Origin of the sequence: Shewanella sp. Choline-02u-19, from assembly GCF_002836205.1 — a bacterium.
In the GTDB taxonomy this organism is placed as follows: Bacteria; Pseudomonadota; Gammaproteobacteria; order Enterobacterales; family Shewanellaceae; genus Shewanella.
On sequence record NZ_PJBE01000013.1, the window covers coordinates 1,647,590 to 1,668,064 of the forward strand.

Annotated in this window: 12 protein-coding genes; 1 reads left to right on the forward strand and 11 read right to left on the reverse strand. The window is 41.7% G+C overall.

The window, feature by feature from the left end; genetic code table 11:
- On the reverse strand, positions 1–240 hold the full coding sequence (locus CXF83_RS13885; RefSeq protein ID WP_101091022.1) for a glutaredoxin family protein: 240 nt from the start codon (positions 238–240) through the stop codon (positions 1–3).
- Complete coding sequence (gene rlmKL, locus CXF83_RS13890) at positions 230–2,365, reverse strand: bifunctional 23S rRNA (guanine(2069)-N(7))-methyltransferase RlmK/23S rRNA (guanine(2445)-N(2))-methyltransferase RlmL (RefSeq protein WP_101091023.1); 2,136 nt, start codon at positions 2,363–2,365, stop codon at positions 230–232. Before rlmKL ends, CXF83_RS13885 begins: the two co-directional genes overlap by 11 nt.
- A gap of 423 nt (positions 2,366–2,788) precedes the next feature.
- On the opposite strand from rlmKL, the gene CXF83_RS13895 reads away from it, so the two are divergent.
- Positions 2,789–3,385, forward strand: coding sequence for a peptidylprolyl isomerase (locus CXF83_RS13895; protein ID WP_101091024.1), 597 nt, complete (start codon positions 2,789–2,791; stop codon positions 3,383–3,385).
- A gap of 140 nt (positions 3,386–3,525) precedes the next feature.
- Here CXF83_RS13895 and CXF83_RS13900 read toward each other — a convergent pair whose 3' ends face one another.
- From CXF83_RS13900 to pepN, 9 genes are all read right to left on the reverse strand, one after another.
- Positions 3,526–4,059, reverse strand: coding sequence for a cell division protein ZapC (locus tag CXF83_RS13900; protein WP_101091025.1), 534 nt, complete (start codon positions 4,057–4,059; stop codon positions 3,526–3,528).
- Positions 4,060–4,233: 174 nt separating this feature from the next.
- A complete protein-coding gene (pyrD, locus tag CXF83_RS13905; RefSeq protein ID WP_101091026.1) occupies positions 4,234–5,253 on the reverse strand; it encodes a quinone-dependent dihydroorotate dehydrogenase in 1,020 nt (339 codons plus the stop codon).
- Positions 5,254–5,312: 59 nt separating this feature from the next.
- On the reverse strand, positions 5,313–10,157 hold the full coding sequence (locus CXF83_RS13910; RefSeq protein ID WP_101091027.1) for an NAD-glutamate dehydrogenase: 4,845 nt from the start codon (positions 10,155–10,157) through the stop codon (positions 5,313–5,315).
- Between the two features lie 262 nt (positions 10,158–10,419).
- Positions 10,420–12,723, reverse strand: a complete 2,304-nt coding sequence (locus tag CXF83_RS13915; protein ID WP_101091028.1) for an efflux RND transporter permease subunit — start codon at positions 12,721–12,723, stop codon at positions 10,420–10,422.
- Between the two features lie 13 nt (positions 12,724–12,736).
- On the reverse strand, positions 12,737–13,753 hold the full coding sequence (locus CXF83_RS13920; protein WP_101091029.1) for a WD40/YVTN/BNR-like repeat-containing protein: 1,017 nt from the start codon (positions 13,751–13,753) through the stop codon (positions 12,737–12,739).
- Between the two features lie 50 nt (positions 13,754–13,803).
- Complete coding sequence (locus tag CXF83_RS13925) at positions 13,804–15,168, reverse strand: DUF1329 domain-containing protein (protein WP_101091030.1); 1,365 nt, start codon at positions 15,166–15,168, stop codon at positions 13,804–13,806.
- A gap of 18 nt (positions 15,169–15,186) precedes the next feature.
- Complete coding sequence (locus CXF83_RS13930) at positions 15,187–17,235, reverse strand: DUF1302 domain-containing protein (protein ID WP_101091031.1); 2,049 nt, start codon at positions 17,233–17,235, stop codon at positions 15,187–15,189.
- A gap of 318 nt (positions 17,236–17,553) precedes the next feature.
- A complete protein-coding gene (locus tag CXF83_RS13935; protein ID WP_101091032.1) occupies positions 17,554–17,784 on the reverse strand; it encodes a DUF2835 domain-containing protein in 231 nt (76 codons plus the stop codon).
- An 88-nt stretch (positions 17,785–17,872) separates the two neighbouring features.
- A complete protein-coding gene (gene pepN / locus CXF83_RS13940) occupies positions 17,873–20,434 on the reverse strand; it encodes an aminopeptidase N (RefSeq protein ID WP_101091033.1) in 2,562 nt (853 codons plus the stop codon).
- Positions 20,435–20,475 lie beyond the last annotated feature (41 nt).

The window sequence follows — 20,475 nt, forward strand, 5'->3', positions numbered from 1 at the left end:
TTACGCTCCTAAAAATTCTTCTAATGCTTCGAGGTCAAATGGCCAGTTTAGTTCACTATTACACCCTGTCTTTTTAATGACAGGAATGCGAGTGCCGTAAACTTCAGCTAATTGATCGTTATTGCAAATATCTTGGGCAACAAAGGTTACTTGTGTTTGTTGAAGTAACCCTGCTGCAAGTTCACACAGGTGGCAGGCATCTGTGTGATATAAAATAATGGAACAGGCCTTACTCGGCATGCGTAATAAGCCAGGTATTATGGATCTGCGGATTACGCTTATAATCGAGTGGTAGCGTCTGGTTATCAATGTTTTTCACACTCATACCAGCCGCTTCTAAATCCGCAATTTCCATCTTAAATTTACGCTTATTGTTCGAGAAAATAATCTCGCCGCCTGGGTTAAGTAGCTTGATTAAATTACTGAGCAATGGAACATGATCGCGCAACACATCGAAAGAGTCTTCCATGCGCTTTGAATTTGAGAAGGTTGGTGGATCGACAAAGATCAGGTCAAAGCGGTCATGAGTACGTTTAATCCACTGTAAACAGTTAGCTTGAACAAACTGATATTTATCATCATTCAAACCATTCAGTGCAAAGTTCTCTTTCGCCCAATTGATATAGGTATTTGACATATCAACAGTGGTGACCGAAGTTGCGCCGCCCATTGCAGCATGAACCGAAGCTGTTCCGGTATAAGCAAATAGATTACACACACTGCGGCCTTTAGATTTTTCGCCAACCAACTTACGAGTTAACCTATGGTCCAAAAATAATCCAGTATCAAGGTACTCTTTAAGATTAAGTTTAAACTTTGCACCGTACTCAGTAGTAATCAATTCAAGCTTGTTTACACTGACTTTTTCATATTGAGTGGTGCCCTTTTTGCGCTCACGGGTTTTCAAAACAATATTATTTGGATCGATCCCTATCGCATGCGGCAAAGAAATAAGCACATCGGTTAGACGACGCTTTGAGACTGACTCAGGAATTTCAGAAGGCGCAGCGTATTCATAAATAACCACGTGGTCGAGGTACTTATCGATAGCAACATTGTATTCAGGAATGTCGGCATCATATAAACGATAACTGTCGATACCCTCTTTTTTGGCCCACTTTTGTAACTGTTTAAAGTTCTTTTTAAGACGATTAGCAAAAGGTACCGCAATGTCACTGACATCACCGTCTCTTTGAATATTCGCCGGATCAACTCGGCGAGTGTTCTCTGCGTGGACAGTATAAAGATTGAAAGCACATTCTAGTGCGCCGTTATTCATCTTCATCTGTTTATCGGCTTTAAGCTTTAACGCTGATAACAGTTCGACATCGCTATTCAGTATTGCCAAGCTCCAGCCACCAAACTCAGCTTTAAACTTATCGCCTAGTTGGTAGTAAAGCTGTAGCAAAGAGGTCACATTACCCAGTCTTTCACCATAAGGCGGGTTAGTAATTAAATAACCGCTAGCCTCAGGAGGAGCTACATTCAACGCGTCACATACATCAAAATTAATCAACTCTGATACGCCGGCATTTTCGGCATTATGCTTAGCCAACGAGACCAATCTTGAGTCTATATCTGAGCCATAAAACTTGACTTTACAACGCGTTTTACCAATCGATGCACGTGCACGCGCTTCATCGAGTAGTTCTTGCCATACTTTATCGTTATGAGGTAACCACTTCTCAAAACCAAAACGTTCTCGATGGATCCCTGGCGCAATATCACATGCCAACATAGCCGCTTCAATCAAGATTGTACCGCTACCGCAAAAAGGATCGAGCAAGGTAACTGGTGACGTTTTCCAGCCACTGCGTACTAGCATGTTTGCCGCGAGGTTTTCTTTTAGCGGCGCTTCACCCGTTGTTGAACGGTAGCCACGTTTGTGCAATGCAGGCCCAGAGAAGTTTATGCCGAGGGTAATTTCACCGCGGCGATAATGTGCATCAATTTTGTAGTCTGCATCTATTTTTTCAACATTGGGACGCGCAAAATCATCATCACGAAAACGGTCAACAATCGCATCTTTAATCTTCAAAGCACCAAATTGGGTATTATTAATAAAACCACCCATGCCATGAAAATCAACACTGAAAGTACTACGATTAGAGAACTGCATCTGCCAGTCAATACCATAAGCGGCATTGTAGAGCTGTTCTGGAGATTCACACGGACCTTTATAGATCACTAAAATGATTCTGCTGGCTAGTCGCGACCACAAGGTGATCCGATAACCAAGTTCTAGAGAAGCAGAAAAATAAACCCCCGCGACACTTTCTTTGATATCTGAAGCGCCAAGCTCCGCTAATTCAAGCGATAACGCGTATTCGTAGCCCCGAGGAGCTGCAGCAAAAAATTTTAACATCGATAGATAGACACTGAATAAAAATTAGTTGGTGATTATACCTGTAAGCGCCACTAAATGATAAAAAGATATTGTCTTAAAATCGATATATTGTGGGAGTTTCAATGAAACGCTTGTGTTTTTCAGGGCTTTGCGATGAGGTGCGAGGCATTAATCGATGAAAACCTAAAATAGATTAGTGTCAGTAACGGAAAAAAAAGCGCCAAACTGTTCAATAAAAGCACAGATTAACCATTGAGACATAATTTGTCTAACTGCCTAAAACTGCAACACTTTGTAACTAGCCGCTATCCTCTATTGCTCACAACTCCGTAGCATGTAAACTGCATAAAAAACACCAACACAACAAATGCGCCACATAAATCATCAAAATGGATCCTCACCCTTGCTCTGAATTACAAACCATAATAATAAGGTCTAAATATGAAAAAGCTGTTCCCACTACTAGCCTGTCTAACCATTGTCGCTTGTGGCTCTGAGAGTTCAGATAGCCCAGAGCCACCAAAAGTAGTACCAGAGCTAAAAGCAGATGTGTGTTATTTAATGTCAACGACTAAAGGCGATATGACTCTGGCAGTTGATCTAACCAATATGCCGGTTACAGGACAGAATTTTAAGGAGTATGTCGATACAGGCTTTTACAATGCCACTCTTTTTCATCGAACCATTAACAACTTTATGATCCAAGGTGGAGGTTTCACCACAGGGCTTGTTTTTAAGCCTACCAATGACCCGATTATTAACGAAGCGAGTGTTGGCATAAGTAATGATCGCGGTACAGTTGCAATGGCACGAACCGATAATCCCAACTCAGCTACATCGCAATTTTTTATCAATATATTAGATAACCCACACTTAAATGCATCAGCTTCGAGTGCCGGTTATGCGGTATTTGGCCAGGTGATTAGTGGTATGGAAGTCGCTGACCAAATTAGTATTGTTACTACTCAAGGAAATGATACTCCAGTAGACGAAATTCTAATTAATAGCGTTGTCGAAATCAGTTGCCCAACAAGTTAATCCACTTTTATTACCATATTAAAGCACTAGCTTACAGTATTAAAAAACCGGCAACTGAATAACATCAGTTGCCGGTTTTTTATGCATTAAATAGAGAAAAAAATAACGAGTTACAACTTTAAAGCTGATACATATATTGATTATGCGACGTTTATTTTTCTCTCAACAGTTAAAGGCGCTAAACGATTATGCATAACCTTAATAGTTTCGAATTGAGTCAATTGTTTTGAATCCGTTAAGCGGCATTCTGGGGATAAGATCATCATAAGCGATGCTTGTAATCCTGACTCAATAACCATTGCTGAGACACTATGCTCACAGGTTCTCAGTTGGAAAATCTTACCTATATCGCTATAAACACATTCGTGTGATGCTTCGAAAAACCAAGACTTAGGCATTTGTGGTTTTAATAAAAAATGTGCAGCAGTAGCATTTAATGCTATTTGGACGATAAGCGCATCGTTTAGAGAAAGGGTTCTTGATAAACAGTCAACCAAAGCAATATAGAACTTAGCATGTTCAACGCTAAATTCAGTTGTAATTTTGGCATCAGGTATTAGGGACTTTAATTTATAAGGTGATAGAAATTCCATATCACGACCTAACGAAACAGTTAATACACCATATGTTTCGTTATATCCCCATTGCCAATCCCTTTTTGGCATTAATAACATAATGTTTACCTTTATTTAGATACAATTGAATAATAGATGAAAATTTCATCAATATCAAAATAAATTTAAACTAAACATTACGATCATATAAAACAAAAAACGATCATCTGGATCTATTGCGAGATCTAAATGATCGTTTTATGATCGATTAATTAATCAACCATGCTATTGCTGTTATTTTATACGGTATGCTTCAACAATTTCTTTTATTAATTGTGGACCTTGATAAATAAATCCAGAATAAATCTGCACCATTTGAGCACCCGCATCTAATTTATCCAAAGCATCGGCTGCACTATTAATACCACCAACCCCAATGATAGGCACTTGTCCTTTAAGACAATCTGACAATTGCTTTATTACCACTGTCGACAATGAATTCAGTGGCTTACCACTTAAACCACCGGCTTCGTTTGCATTGAGCAAACCACTAACCCCATCACGAGTTAAGGTTGTGTTGGTGGCAATTACCGCATCAAATTCATTACGAATAAGTGAATCTGCAATCTTTTCAATCTCTTCGATTGAAAGGTCTGGTGCGATTTTTAATGCTATTGGTACATATTTCCCATGCTTTTCTGCAAGATCCTTCTGCTTCTGCTTAAGTGATCCTAAAAGATCATCGAGCAGATCACCATATTGTAGCGATCGTAAACCGGGCGTATTGGGTGAAGAAATATTAACCGCAATGTACGCTGCATATGGATAAACTTTATCCATACAGATCAAATAATCATCTTTTCCTTGCTCAACGGGGGTGTCTTTGTTCTTACCTATATTCACACCGACCATTGCTGCTGATTTAACCGCTTTCAGATTCACAACCAGACTATCTACGCCTTTGTTGTTAAAACCCATACGATTAATAATCGCTTTAGCAGGTTTAAGTCTAAACAACCTGGGTTGGTCATTACCTGCTTGAGGACGTGGCGTAACGGTACCGACTTCAACGTGACCAAATCCCATCGCATAAAATGCATCAATACATTCACCATCTTTATCCATTCCCGCCGCTAAGCCGACTGGATTTGGAAATGTCAGGCCCATCATAGTGACTGGTGCAGGTTTTATCTTTTGCGCATAGAAGCAGTTTAGTGGTGAATTGCCTGTGGATTTTAAACTGCCGATAGCGAAATTATGCGCCAATTCAGGATCCATCTGAAACATGAACTTTTGTGCGATTTTATAAAACATGTTTTCTCCTAGACCGAAAAAAGCCCCGGCATTTGCCAGGGCTTCTGATTTATATCAGATTACTTTTGACCTTCACAATGAAGGATCAAAAGATTAAGTTCACGTAGGGCTACAGAGAACTTAGCAAACTCATGGCTTTGCGAAGTCTTGAAATCAGCCAGCATATGGAACCATCGTTCCAACAAGCCTTGATTTGATTCAATCCATTCTGAAATGATCTTGCTAGCATCACAGCTTTCAGTACAAGTTCTCAAGACAACTGAACTCAGTGAACGCTGTTGCCAATCAAGCTCTTCTCTAAATGCAGCTCTTGCCAGTGCTTGCCAATGATTCGTTACCGGTTGTGCACTAATTTGTTCGAGGAACCAATGTAGATCAACACTAGCGCCTAACTTAAAGTAAGTTTCCGCAACCAAGGGAACTGGCTTGGCCTCGAGATCACAAATTTGTGCAATATCTAACGCGGAGAATAACGTGCTCACGTTAGCCACGACCATCGCTACATCTTCTGGTACACCTTCTTTAATCAGTGCATCAGACTCTGCGCGTATGCCTGCAACTTCATCGTTAACCATATATTGATGCACATTTGCTTTAAGCTCATCAAAGACGGGTCTAAAGAATTCAATAGTCTGTTCAATATTTAGGTTACGGTTACGATGACGTAAGAACCAACGGCTAGCACGACGAATATTGCGTCGTAACTGATGTAACATTTCGCACTGTACAACAGCTGGGATAATGCCATTTAGATCAGTAATTGATTTAGTTAAATCAGCCAAACCAAACACTTCGCGAGCCATAGTGTAACAAATGGCAGCTTCAGCTACTGAGGCACCTGTCTCATCTTGCATACGTTGAACAAAATTAAGACCCATGTCATTAACGAGTTCATTCGCTAATGAAGTAGCAATAATTTCACCGCGCAGTGGATGAGCCGCCATATTGACCGTGTACTTTTCTTGAAGTTGCTGCGGGAAATAGGCAACCAATAACTGACTTAAGAAGCTATCTTCCGTGATTTCAACGGTCAACAATTGCTCTTTAAGCACCATCTTAGCGTAAGCAACGAGTACAGAAAGCTCTGGACGAGTCAGTGACTTGCCATTAACTAAACGATCAGCAAGCTCGTCTTCATTAGGTAAGAACTCAAGCGCTCTGTCCAACTTACCCTCTTTTTCGAGGTAATGGATAAAACGAATTTGATCTTTTAATTGCTCAGCACCACGCACCTGAGTAACAGAGATAGTACGCGTCTGATCTTTACAGTCTTGCAGAACGATACGGCTAACTTCATCCGTCATATCTACTAACAAGCGGTTACGTTGTTTAACGGTCATTTCGCCATCAGCCACTAACGCATTAAGTAAAATCTTAATGTTTACTTCGTTATCAGAGCAATCAACACCACCCACGTTATCAACAAAGTCGGTATTCATGCGGCCGCCATTAGCGCAATATTCAATACGACCTAATTGAGTACAGCCTAAGTTTCCGCCTTCACCAACAACTTTGGCTCGAACTTCGTTACCGTTAACACGGATAGAATCATTGGCGCGATCGCCAACTTCTGCATGTGTTTCTCTTGTGGCCTTAACATAAGTGCCAATACCGCCATTCCAGATCAAATCAACCTGCATTTTGAGTAACTCTTTGAGTAACTCAAGGGGGGGCATTGAGGCTTTTTGAGTGCCTAACATCTTCTTCATTTCTGCAGAGAGTGGAATAGACTTCGCAGAACGCAGGAATATTCCGCCACCTTTCGAGATTAACTCAGCGTTGTAATCTTCCCAGCTTGAACGAGGTAATGCGAATAAACGCTCACGTTCGACATAGCTGCTAACAGCGTCAGGATTAGGGTCAATAAAGATATGCATGTGGTTGAAAGCAGCAACTAAGCGAATATGCTTAGACAACAACATGCCATTACCAAATACATCACCTGCCATGTCGCCGACAGCTAAACAGCTAAAGTCTGTTGTTTGGCAATTAACGCCCATTTCACGGAAATGACGTTTAACAGATTCCCATGCACCACGTGCTGTAATTCCCATCTTCTTATGGTCATAACCGTTACTACCACCAGAAGCGAACGCATCGCCAAGCCAGAAGTTGTATTCGTCAGCGATTTCGTTGGCAATATCTGAGAACGTCGCCGTACCTTTATCGGCTGCAACGACTAAATATGGATCATCTTCATCGTGTCGAACCACATTTATAGGGGCTACAAGTTCGCCATTAATAATGTTATCGCTAATGTCGAGTAAGCCACGAATGAATAGACGATAGCACTCTTGTCCTTCGGCAAAAAAGGCTTCACGGCCGCCGTCTGTTGGCAGTTGCTTACAAACAAAACCGCCTTTAGCACCCACAGGAACAATTACCGTATTCTTAACTTGCTGTGCTTTTACAAGGCCAAGCACTTCAGTTCGGAAATCTTCTCTTCTGTCAGACCAACGCAATCCACCACGAGCCACTTTACCGCCACGTAGATGTACACCTTCAACCCGAGGTGAATAAACGAAGATTTCAAACTTAGGTAATGGCTTTGGCATCTCAGGGATAAGTTCTGGTGCGAACTTGAAGGAGATATATGATTTTGCGCTACCTAAAGCACTAACTTGATAGAAGTTAGTACGATTTGTTGCATTGATTAAATCAAGATAGCGGCGAATAATTCTGTCGTCATCTAAGCTTGAAACGTCATCGAGGCGAAGATCGATCTGCTCAATAAACTTGTTTAGTGTACGCGTCTTCAACTTTGGATTAAATTTTCGAATGTACATTTTAACGAGTAAATCAGCTATTTGAGGATAGCTAGAAAACGTTTCTTCGATGTAAGCTTGGCTAAAGGTAGAGTCAATTTGACGCATGTATTTAGCGTAAGCTCGCAATACAGACACTTCACGACCCGTCAAACCGGTTGATAGTATCAAGCGGTTAAAACCATCATCTTCAAGCTCTTTTTTCCACACTTGCGACAGTGCAGTTTGGAATCGCTCTTGGCTATCAGCTAAATTGTCAGTGGCAACAGCTTGTGTTGTCATGAGGAAATCCAGGATCCAATAAGTCGCACCGTCAGCATTTATGACTTCATATGGACGTTCGTTAATGACACGTAAGCCAAAGTTTTCCAACATAGGTAACACGTCAGAAAGGTGGATCGGTTCATCTTTATGGAATAACTTTAAACGCACTTTACTATTTTTAAGCGCCGTTTCCTGTGGCTGATAAAACAGCATGCCCAGTTTATGATTGTCATCTAATGCTTCAAGCTGTTGAATATCAACGACAGAAGAACTGGGTAGTACATCTTCTTTATAGCTACGAGGAAACGCATTTACGTAGCGCTTAACCAAGCTTGTGCCAATTTCTTCACCTTGAGCACTAATTAAAGCACTGCCCAGTTTGTCTTCCCAAGAACGAGCTGCTTCAGTCAAATTATTCTCTATCGCTGCCACATCAACATCCATATTATTGTTATCAACTTTGATAATGTAATGAGTACGAGCCAAGGTTGACTCTGAGAAATATGTTGTAAACTCAACATCTTCACTACTATTAAAATGCTGAGCTAAAATCCGTTGGGTATCTTCACGTAGCTTAGTGTTGTAACGGTCTTTAGACACATATACTAAGCAAGATAAGAATCGACCAAAGCCATCTTTTCTGACAAATAATTTTAGCTTGTCTCGGTCTTGCATCTCAAGTACACCGTGTGCAATACGGGCTAGTTCTTCTACATTTGCCTGGATTAACTCATCACGGGGTAACGTCTCAAGAATATGCATTAATGCTTTATAATCGTGAGAACGAGGTGTTAGTCCTGAACGGTCAAGCACGCGCTGTACTTTCTCTGCAAGCAATGGGATTTCACGCGGGCTACGGTTATATAAGTTAGAGGCGTACAAACCGATAAAACGATCTTCGCCAATAACATTACCATTATCGTCAAAACGCTTAACACCAATATAATCGACATAGGCTGGACGATGAACTCGGCTCTTTTCACTACTTTTAGTCAATACCAACAAACTTGTATCAAGCGCTTCTTTGCGGGCACTTTCAGAGAAGTTAGACAGTAATAGACCGGTTTCAGTATTGGCTTTTGCCGATTTAGTCATCAAGCCCAAGCTTGTTGTCTTATCTGCAACGAGCTCTAAATCACCTTCCACTTTACGTAAATCGTAACGTCTATAACCTAATAAGGTAAAGTGGTGGTTATTGAGGTAATCGAGAAATTTAGTCGCTTCACTTAACTCTGCTTTAGTACCAGGATAAGGACGGTTAGCCAGTTCAGTAATCGTCTCGCCCAACTTGGCCGACATTGCATTCCAATCTTTGACCGATATTGCGACGTCCGCAATTATCGACTCAATCTCTTTGGTTAAGGCTTTAATATCCGCTTCGCTACTCTGTCTATCAATTTCAATCAAAAAGACGGCAACTTTATCAACATCAGCTTGTTCGTCAGCGCTATAACTGACTTGAATGACTGAGCCATCTTTGCGCTCAATAGCCATTGGGGTATGGAGCATCATGTGCGCCGTAATACCGAGTCGATTAATTGCCATGCCGACAGAATCGACTAGGAAAGGCATATCGGGTTGAATGATCTCAATGATCGAATGGGTCGATTCCCAACCATGCTTCGATTGGCTCGGGTTAAACACACGAATGTGCCCTTCCCCGACGGAGGTTTTATTAAGGGCATTCCACTGACTCAAAACAGCACCATAAAGGTCACTGTCATTACGGGCATTGAGATCGTCTTTCGACATATGCGCGTATAGGCAAGTAGCAAACTGTTCTACTTGTTTTGCTTGTGAATGAGGCACTTTAGAATTAATAAGGTTAACGACATTTTCTAGTAGTACTGAAGGCATTGCATCTTTCAAGGCCATGTTGGTGATTCCTTAGGGGGCTATGGCAGCTCTTTTATATTTTTATGGATGCTTCAAATCTGACCTGAGCCTTTTTCTGTGACCTAGGTCATAGCGCGAAGTCTATTACTAAACCTGCCATAATTCGAGAACTATTTTAGTGGTAGAGCCTCCTTAAAACATTGCTCAGCAGCTTTTCTGGCTGTCTGGTGAAATAACAATCGCTGATAGCGTTTTTTTATGCAAAAAAAAAGAGAAGCTTTAGCTTCTCTTCTTGTTTCATTTACTTGGGTTGCCGCCAAAATACCGCGGCTATCGCCGGTAGGATAATGATGGCACCTAGCATGTTCACCAAAAACATGAAGGTGAGCAAAATACCCATGTCCATTTGGAATTTAAGGGCAGAGAAGAACCAAGTACTTACCCCTATCGCAAGTGTTAAACCGGTAAAGATAACCGCACTGCCTCGCTCTACTAACGCCTCGTAATAGGCTTGTTGAACTGGCATTCCATCTCTTAATCTTACCGCCATAGTCGATAGGATATAGATCCCGTAATCAACACCGATGCCGACGCCTAAGGCAATAACCGGTAATGTACTTACCGCAAGACCAATATCGAGCTGAGTCATCAATGCTTGCGCTAAGGTTGATACCACATACAAAGGTAAAATAACCGCAATGGTTGCCCGTAAAGAGCGGAAGCTAATTAAGCACAACACAAATACGGCACCATAGACGTAAAGCATCATTGGAAGTTGCGCTTCAGCAACCGCTTCGTTAGTTGCAGCCATCACGCCAACAGGACCTGATGCTAACCTAAAGGTAAGCTGCTCATTATTCATCTGCTGTTGCAGTTGATTGACCTTATTGATAACGACTTCAATGGTTTCTGCTTTGTGATCTTTTAAGAAAAGATACACCGGCATAACAGAACAATCGCTGTTCAATAAACCTGAAGTGGTTGGCACCCGCCCTACTGCTTGCACAAGACTGGCTGTGTTTCTAGGCAAGACTTGCCACTTAGGATTACCTTCATTAAAGCCAGCGTTTACTCTTTTAGCGACAGAGGCCAGACTTGCCGTTGATTCAACACCAGCAGTGTTACTCAATTGCCACTCAAATTCATCAATTTGCGTTAATACTGAGTGGTAGGTACAAGCTTCAGGGAATGCTTCTACGATAATAGTCATTACATCGGTGGTAATTGTAAACTTATCGGTAATGAAAAAAGTATCCTGATTATATCGAGAATCTAAGTGCAGTGCAGGAGCGCCGCCTTGAAGATCACCTATTTTCATTTTGTTCGCTTGTTGTAAACCAACAGCATATAAACCAGCTGTAATGAGTAAAACCCATATTGCATATTTAGGCGTTGCAAACTTTGACAGCTTGACCCAAATATTATTGGCTTTAACAGGTGCAGTGTTCTTTTGCGCCTGAACTTGCGTATAAGAAATAACAAGTGGCAACAAAATGAGGTTGGTCAGAATAATGACCGCGACACCAAGAGAGGCTGAAATAGCCAGTTCGCGAATAATGCCAATATCAATCGTCAGTAGCGTCATAAATCCTATCGTATCTGATAGGAGAGCCACGCCGCCGGGGATCAATAAACTTCTAAACGCTAGCGCCGCCGCAGCTTTAGTACTGCGCCCATCATTGACCCTACGCTTGACCGCATTAATCATCTGTACACTATGACTTACGCCTATCGCAAAGACCAAAAACGGTATCAAGATAGACATGGGATCTAAACCAAAGCCAACAACCGTTAATAAACCAAGCTGCCAAACAACTGCGGTAAGACTACAAACAAGCGGTAATAGAGTCAGCACGATTGATTTAGAGAAAAAGTAAACCATAATCGCGGTGACAACAATTGCGATTAAGAAAAATAGTAATACGCCTTTTGCACCTTCAGCAACGTCGCCAGCCATTTTAGAAAAACCGATAATATGAATTTTTATATCATCAGTTTCGTATTGAGCTCTTAGCTCCTGCTCTAACTGCTCTGCAATCGCTAACGTATCAAGAGGCTTACCGGTTTGAGGATCGAAATCCATTAACTGAGCACTCACCATTGCTGCAGAATAATCCTCAGCAATAAGTCGACCGACGACTCCCGCTTTCTCAATATTGCCCCGAACGATAGCTAAGCCTTGGTCAGTCGTCGTAAAGTCTGCAGGTATAACGGGACCACCGGCAAAACCATCTTCGACCACCTCAGTAAAACGAGTCGATGGGGAAAATAGCGATTTAACCTGTGCCCTATCAACACCAGGGATAAAAAATAGCTGATCGTGAACATTTTTGAGTGCATCAAAAAAGTTCGCGTTAAAGATATTTCCGCTAGTGTCTTCAACCGCCACCATAACGCTATTGGCTCCACCAAACTGCTTTTGGTGTTTTAAATAGGTTTTCATATAACTGTGGTTTAGCGGAATATTTTTAACAAATGCCGCATCCATTTTCAGATTGCTTGCTTGCAAACCTAAAAAAAGAGTGGTGATTATAAATAAGAAAATAACGAAAGCGCGATGCCTGAAAAGATAGGTTTCAATGCCATTTACGAGTTTATCTAACATAAGTCAGGTCCTATTATTTTTGTTCTAACTTGATGAGACCTTTATTGCCTGCAACCCACAACATACCCGTGGAGTCTTTAGCAATTGCGACTAGATTTTCGCCCTGTCGTTGTTCAACCAGTTGCGCGTCACCGTTTTCCGTAACATCAATAATAACGCCAGCATTACCAACTAGACGCAACACAGAACCCTCTAAAAGGATCCCTGCATTAATTGTCGAGTCGACAGGCAACATAATTTCCTGCCATGTCGCGAAGTCTTTATTTGACTTAAAAAGATGCCCTCTAAGCCCCATAACATAAACACTATTATCGACGACACTTACATTAAAGAGTGAGCCTTCGTAGGGAAAATCATTTTTCTGCCAATGGACACCTTTATCGCTCGATATGGCGACAAGCCCCAGTTCGCCTACCATAATGAGTAGCTCATTCGAAACAGACACCACGCGATTAAAATGCGGTAGCAAGCTGTTACGCTCTGACAAATACAGTGCTTCGTCTTCTGCTTTTAACTCTTCAAGATAAGCGACATCCTCTTCAAACAGAAGCTCTTGATGGTACTCACTGATCCAATTTTTACCGCCGTCATTTGTACGATAAAAAAGACCATAAGCACCGATTGCAATACCTTTATCTTTATCAAAAAAGTGTAGATCTAAAAAAGGTTTTTCTATTTCAGGGGCCTGCATCTGTAACTGCCAGGTCAAGCCGCCATCTTCGGTATGAATTATCGTAGCATCATGGCCAACTGCCCAACCTTCATCTTCAGATACAAAAAAAACTTTGGTTAATAGAGCAAATGTAGGAGTGTTGACTTGCTGCCATTTTTTATCGTAAACAAATGCGTGGCCACGATCGCCAACCGCAACCAAAGTATTACCGTATTGAACAATATCGAGGACTAACGAATGGATAGCTAGGGGTTGAATTTGTTGTTCTAGGGTTTGTTCTTGCGCTAATAAAGCAGAAGAATTAAAAATACTGGCGATACTCAAAAGAGAGATAAATCGAAGCATGCTAAACGACATACAGACTTCCTTTAAATATAAGAGGGGCAAAGCGCCCCTCTTTAAGTGGGTTAACGAATACCAGCGCGTCTTAGTGCAGCGGGAGTGAAATTACTTTCACTCAATTTTGCATCAAAGTCGTACATACGGCCTTCATTATCTAGACCCATTGCGATATAGCGACGAGACTGTAAGTCATGAAATACTTCTAAAGTACTCCACTGAGTTGGTACTTCGTAGTAGTTCAATCCATGAGCAATTGCCACACGGTAAAGCTCATCTCGGTTGTCATAGATATCAGCTACCGATACCTGCCACGAGTCTTCATCAATGTAAAAAGTACGCGCTTTATAGATATGACGCATACCTTCTTTTAGCGTTGCTTTAACAACCCATACACGATGTTTTTCGTAACGAACAAACTCTGGATTGATATGACCTGGAGTGATGATTTGATCATAGGTAATCTTATCGGAATGCAGCTTATAATCGTTATAAGGAATATATAACTCTTGCTTGCCGACCAACTCCCAGTTGTAACGCACTGGCGACCCGTTAAACATATCAAAATCATCTGTCGTTCTTAGTCCATCAGAAACCGTGCCTGGCGTGTCAAATGCCACATTTGGCGCTTTACGTACACGACGTTGACCCGTGTTGTAAGTCCATGCTTGGCGTGGCAACTTCTCTTGGTCCATTGTTTCTTTTACAAGCAGTGCAGTACCCGCTAAACGAGCTGGCTGAATCACCACTTGTTTAAAGAAAAACAGCGTATTTTCTTTTGCGAGTTTATCCAATGTCATCTCTGGACGAGAATATTGAAAACGGATCTCTTCACCGGTCTCAACCAGTGTGTAACTACCACCTGCTGTTGGTGCGGCTTGACTACGAGAGGTTTTAATATCTACGCCGCGAAAACGCAGCACATGGTTCCAAATCACTTCCAAACCACTTGCAGGCATTGGGAACGGAATACCAATAGATGCCCCCGTAATACCGTTACCACCATCAATTAACTCGGCGCGTGTCGCGTTAGCCAAAGTCGCATCGTATACAAACTGTGGCACAGACGCTGAGCGACGCGTTTGATAAACATTCATTTTAAAAGTTTCAGGATAAAGCTCAAAAAGCTTGATTTGACCGTCGCTTAAAAATGCTTTGTATTTATCTTTGTTAGCATTAGTAATGGTAAATTCAATTTTATCTGCTGGAAACGGATCTGGGTGATGCATGCCTTTACTGTAACCCGCAACAGGTTCAGTGATCCCGCCATCCCAAGCTGGGATAGATCCATCTTTATTACCTGCTTTCTCAGCGCCGAGTGGCGTAAACTCAGTACTTAATTTGGCTGCTTCTGCATCAGATACTTTTGCTAAAGCGCTGGTTGCGCCTAAAGCCAGAATGACTGCTGCAGACAATATCGCAAGATTTTTCATTTTTATTGTCCTTGTGATTTAGATTGAGTACTTAATGTTGAACGACACATAGTCTCGATCAGCCATAGTATTAGTCGTTCCTACGCCGCCAAAGAAAGCGTTGTAAGAGACATCAGCGCTCCAGCGACTTTGGTAATCGAAGTTGACGCCTAAAGCGACCGACTTCTTACCTTCAGTAAATAGGAACATTGGATCGGGTGTAATACCATCAACATCGTGAGAGAAAATCACTCTCGGTGCGATGTTTACTCCACCCCACACGTTGTTATAGTCAACCTTAGCCACTAAACGATAACCCCAAGCAAAATCGGTTGGGAATGGATTGGTTTCTGGACCGTTATGCACTGCTTCAATAATGCCAGGCATATCAGGGTTACCACCTGAACGAGCGGTGCCAGGTCCATTTAAGCGAAGCTCATCAAAGCTCGGCATATCATGGATCCAAACGCCACCAATTTCAGCCAGCATCGTCAGATTATCGGTGCCCAATGTTGGACCAAATAGATGGGTAAAGGTTGTTTGAGCTTGAGTGGTATCTAAACGGATAAAACCTTCAGCATATTGACCCGGACCATAATTTTCAACTTGTGAAATACCGTCCAAATCGGGGCGTAAACCCGCATTTGCGAGTTGCTGTGGCATTGCTGCAAACAACAATTCAACATCATCAATCTGCAGCGGCTCATCTAAGCGATGAGCAATTTCACCCGCTACAGAGGTGTCACCCACAAGCGTGTTAAAGCTAAAGCCCATTAACTGAATATCTTCAGGATAAACAATTTGTGCTTTTGAAAAGGTTTCCAGTGCCAATAGGTCTTCACGCGTCATCATTTCGCCTGACTGCGCTTTTCCACCTAGGCGTTGTAAGTCTCTGCCAATCGCTTCTTGAGTGAAATTAGCCGTGGTACCACTAATCAGTGGACGACGGCTGTGATAATTCATGTAGTACAAGCCAAATTCGGTTTCACCCAGTTGAGGCGCGTAATAACCAAGTTTAACACCCCATTGGCCATCATCACTGGCTGAAGCATCATCTTCAACTAAGGTGGCCTTAGTCGGATAAGCTAATGCAAGCTGAGCTAGAGTTGCACCATCTACTTGTCCAGAGCCAACCATACCCACTAGCGTATTATACTCAGACAAAAGGAAATCAAGGTTCATGTCAGGATTTGAGTTAAAGCCTAACTGGGCATTTTGGTTATAACCGCCATAACCGGCAAAGTCATTACTTGAGAAACTAGACCCAGGTGTAGGTACCCAAATTGGCTGCCAATCATATTGATAAAAACCTTCGACTGACAAGTCATCGGTTATCCCAAAAGATGCCCACACCATGCCCTGAGGCCTAAAAGCTTCTTTAAGCTCAGCACCTGGGGCATTCAAGATGTTTAAATCAACTGCGTTAATCGATCCGATACCGTGAGCAATTAAGGTACTTTCACCCCAAGAAACCACTTGATTACCGACACGGATGGATAGTGGATTAGCACCATCATTAAAATCGAAATCAGCGTAAACGAACGCATCAAGTAAGCGAATGTCTTTACACTGAACTTCTGATGCCTTGCTATCTTCACAAGGATCAAATTCTTTACCCGTTAGCGGGTCATTAAAGTCATAGTTACCATCATTGAGCTTACGATCATAAAAGTACATACCACGCGCGAAAACACCGAAATTCTTGTACTTTAAAGATAGTTCGTGCAGACCTTTAAATATTTCAGAAGTGGTGTCGCCTTGCGAATACAGTAAATTACTCAAATCACCGTTACTTGAATAGGAACCTGGTTGGGCCCAAATCTCAGCAGAGCTGTATTTGGTATTACCAAACGCCGAATAACCAGCCCAATCAAATTGCGGTTGGTTAACCTTACCAATCTGATTGTTCCAATCTCGCTCTGCAACTCGCCAACTCGCACCAGCAGTCCAGGTCGAATCAAATGTTCCCTCTACTTCGCCCCAATTAAATGAGACTGCATTAGCACTTGTTGATATGCCAAATCCGAGCGCCGCAACTATCCCCAAAGCGAGCGTCGACTTGTTAAAGCCGTTTTTAACCTTTTTCATTTTAGCTTCTCTCCGTAACCTGCTGGATTCTTTTGTTATTGGAATTGATAGCCAACATACTGTTAGCGTACAGGTAACACCATTGTTACAGCATTTTTACGAAGTGAGCAAGAACGAAATATCGAAAATCTTTAATAGATTCAGCTGTTTTGCAAGGAATTTGTGTGGTGTTTGAGGGGGTGTATTTAAATCAGGTTTAGATAATATAAAGAAGTGGTCAATTACAGGTTATATATTATTTAATAACAATACCTTATCTAAAATTAAACAAACCTAAACCAGTGCGTTTAAAGTAATCGACCGTTTTAAGTAATTACTCTATTTTTTATTAAGGCTAATCAAATTTCCTTGCCCATCAACCACCATTTCAAAGTAGGAGCGGATCCCTGAACGAGTAAAAAATGGTCTAAAATGTCTGGCGCTGATCCATAAGGTTCTACCGGCGGTATCGACGACTTCTACTTTAGTCACTTGTCCACGATAGTATGGTAGGAAATCTTCGTAGCTGATATTGAGGGGAAATTGAAATATCTGGTCTGATTGTCGCACTCGTCTTTTCTCTGGTTGATGTTAACAGCACAGCTTAAACAGAGAGTAATACTCTGAATAAGCTGATATTTTACTTAGTCGATAACGATTATGACAATGCTTTGGTCACCTTTTCATAAAGATCTTTAGAAAGATCATTAATCGCCAAAATCTCCTGTAACGATTTACGCATCAACGCTTGCCTTGCTAGGTCGTATTTTTTGAATTGAATGAGCGGCGTGATGATCCTTGCTGCCACTTGTGGGTTAACTTTATTAAGCTTAATGATTGCTTTAGTCAGAAACTCATAACCCTTTGCATCTTTACGATGAAACTCAAATGTATTGGCAGCAGCGAAAACACCGATCAGTGAGCGCACTCGATTTGGGTTAGACATGCTAAAGGCATCATGTTTTAACAGCTGTTCTAATTGCCCTATACAGTCTTTGCTAGCAAACGTTGCGTGCAAACTAAGCCATTTATCCATCGCTAATGGGGTTTCTAACCAGCGAGTTTCAAATGCGTTCATTAGCTGATTTCTGTCAAGCGACGTTTCACCGTTCAGAGCCGTTAACGCGCCTAACGTATCAGTCATATTGTCTGAAGACTCAAACTGTTGCTTAGCTAATTCACGGTATGAATCGTCAACGTTCAAAAGCAGGCTTAAACAAACGTTTTTCAATGCTCGGGCATCTGCACTATCCAGACTTTGTAACTGCCTTACTTTGGCGAGCAACTCCTCTTCACACCCTTGCGCAATTTGCAGCACCGCAAACTGACGCGCCAGCGCCAAGTTGTCTAAATCAATTGAATCTGTTTGCTCAATCAACGAACCTGCACTTGTTAGCGTTAGAATTTCAGCCATTAGGGCTTCATTGAGGTTTTCTGACAACAAAACACCTTTAAAACCATCTACCAAGCGGCTATCTATGTGCATTGCTTTGCCATTTTGTAAATTATCAACGCATTGCCAAATAGACTGACTAAACAGTGCTACTGAAGCCTCCCATTTAGCGACTTCGCTATTTGCAAAACGCATCAAATGAAGCAGTTGCTCTATAGAGTATTTAACGCTTAGCTTAACCGGCGCAGAAAAATCTTGCAGTAACGAGGCAACGGGTTTGGCTTTCACGTCCTCAAACACAAATTGCTGAGATTGTTCTTTAAAGTCTAAGACTTGATTCACTAAACTATGACCTTCTGCATCAATAAGCTCAATATCAAAAGGAATATGTTGCGGTAATTTATCAGATTGCCCAGGCGTATCGGGTGTTGTTTGTGTCAACGTCAAGGTGTAAGTGTTATTTGACTCATTAAAAGACTCTGCCACAGTCACTTGGGGTGTACCTGCTTGACTATACCAACGGCGGAATTGGCCCAAATCGACCTTACTAGCATCTTCCATTGCAGCGACAAAATCATCACAAGTAACGGCCTGCCCATCGTGTCTTTTAAAATACAACGCCATACCCGCCTGGAATTTTCCTTCACCTAACAAGGTGTGGATCATACGAATCACTTCAGCGCCCTTGTTATAAACAGTGACCGTATAAAAGTTATTCATTTCGATCACTGATTCAGGACGGATCGGGTGTGCCATTGGGCCTGAATCTTCAGCAAACTGTTGGTTTTTCATTACCTTGATAGCATGAATACGGTTAACTGCACGAGAACCTATGTCAGAGCTAAACTCCTGATCTCGAAAAACGGTTAAACCTTCTTTCAAGCTTAACTGAAACCAATCTCGACAAGTGACTCGATTTCCTGTCCAGTTATGAAAATACTCATGACCAACAACGGACTCAATACCATGATAATCATCATCTGTCGCTGAGGCTTTATCTGCTAGTACATACTTAGTATTAAAGACATTGAGCCCTTTATTTTCCATGGCGCCCATATTGAAAAAATCAACGGCTACAATCATGTAAATATCGAGGTCATATTCTAAATTAAAGCGTGTTTCATCCCACTGCATCGACTTCTTAAGTGACGCTATCGCGTGATGCGCTTTATGTAAATTCCCCTTATCAACAAACACCTGTAACTTGACGGGTCTATCACTACGAGTGATGTACTCATCTTCTAAAAGATCGAAATCGCCTGCAACTAACGCAAATAAGTAAGCTGGTTTTGGAAAGGGATCATGCCATTTCACATAATGTAGACCGTCTTCTAGATCACCACTAGCAACAAGATTACCGTTACTGAGTAAGAATGGAAATAATGCCTTATTGGCTTGAATACGAACGGTATAAATGGCCAGCACATCGGGTCGGTCTAGGAAGTAAGTAATACGTCGGAAGCCCTCTGCTTCGCACTGAGTACAGTATGCGCCGTCAGACATGTAAAGGCCTTCAAGACTGGTATTTGCTTCAGGGTCCAGTATAGAAATAATTTCTAAATCAAAGCTTTGAAGATCCGTCTCTATAGTCAGCTGGCTAACCTGCTCGCTAAATTTAGCTTCAACACCATTAATTTTGACTGATTTAAGTTGAATATCTTCACCATCAAGGATTAAAGGCTCGCTATGAGTACCGACTTTGGTCACTTTGCTTGTAGCAACTATTACTGTTTGTATACCCGCTAAAGAGATATCTAAATCAAGATGAGATATTTGAAAACGCGGTGCTTGGTAATCTTTGAGATACTTAGCTTGTGGTTGTGTCATTGTAGGCCTACATATTCTAATTTTAGGTTAAAAAAAACGCG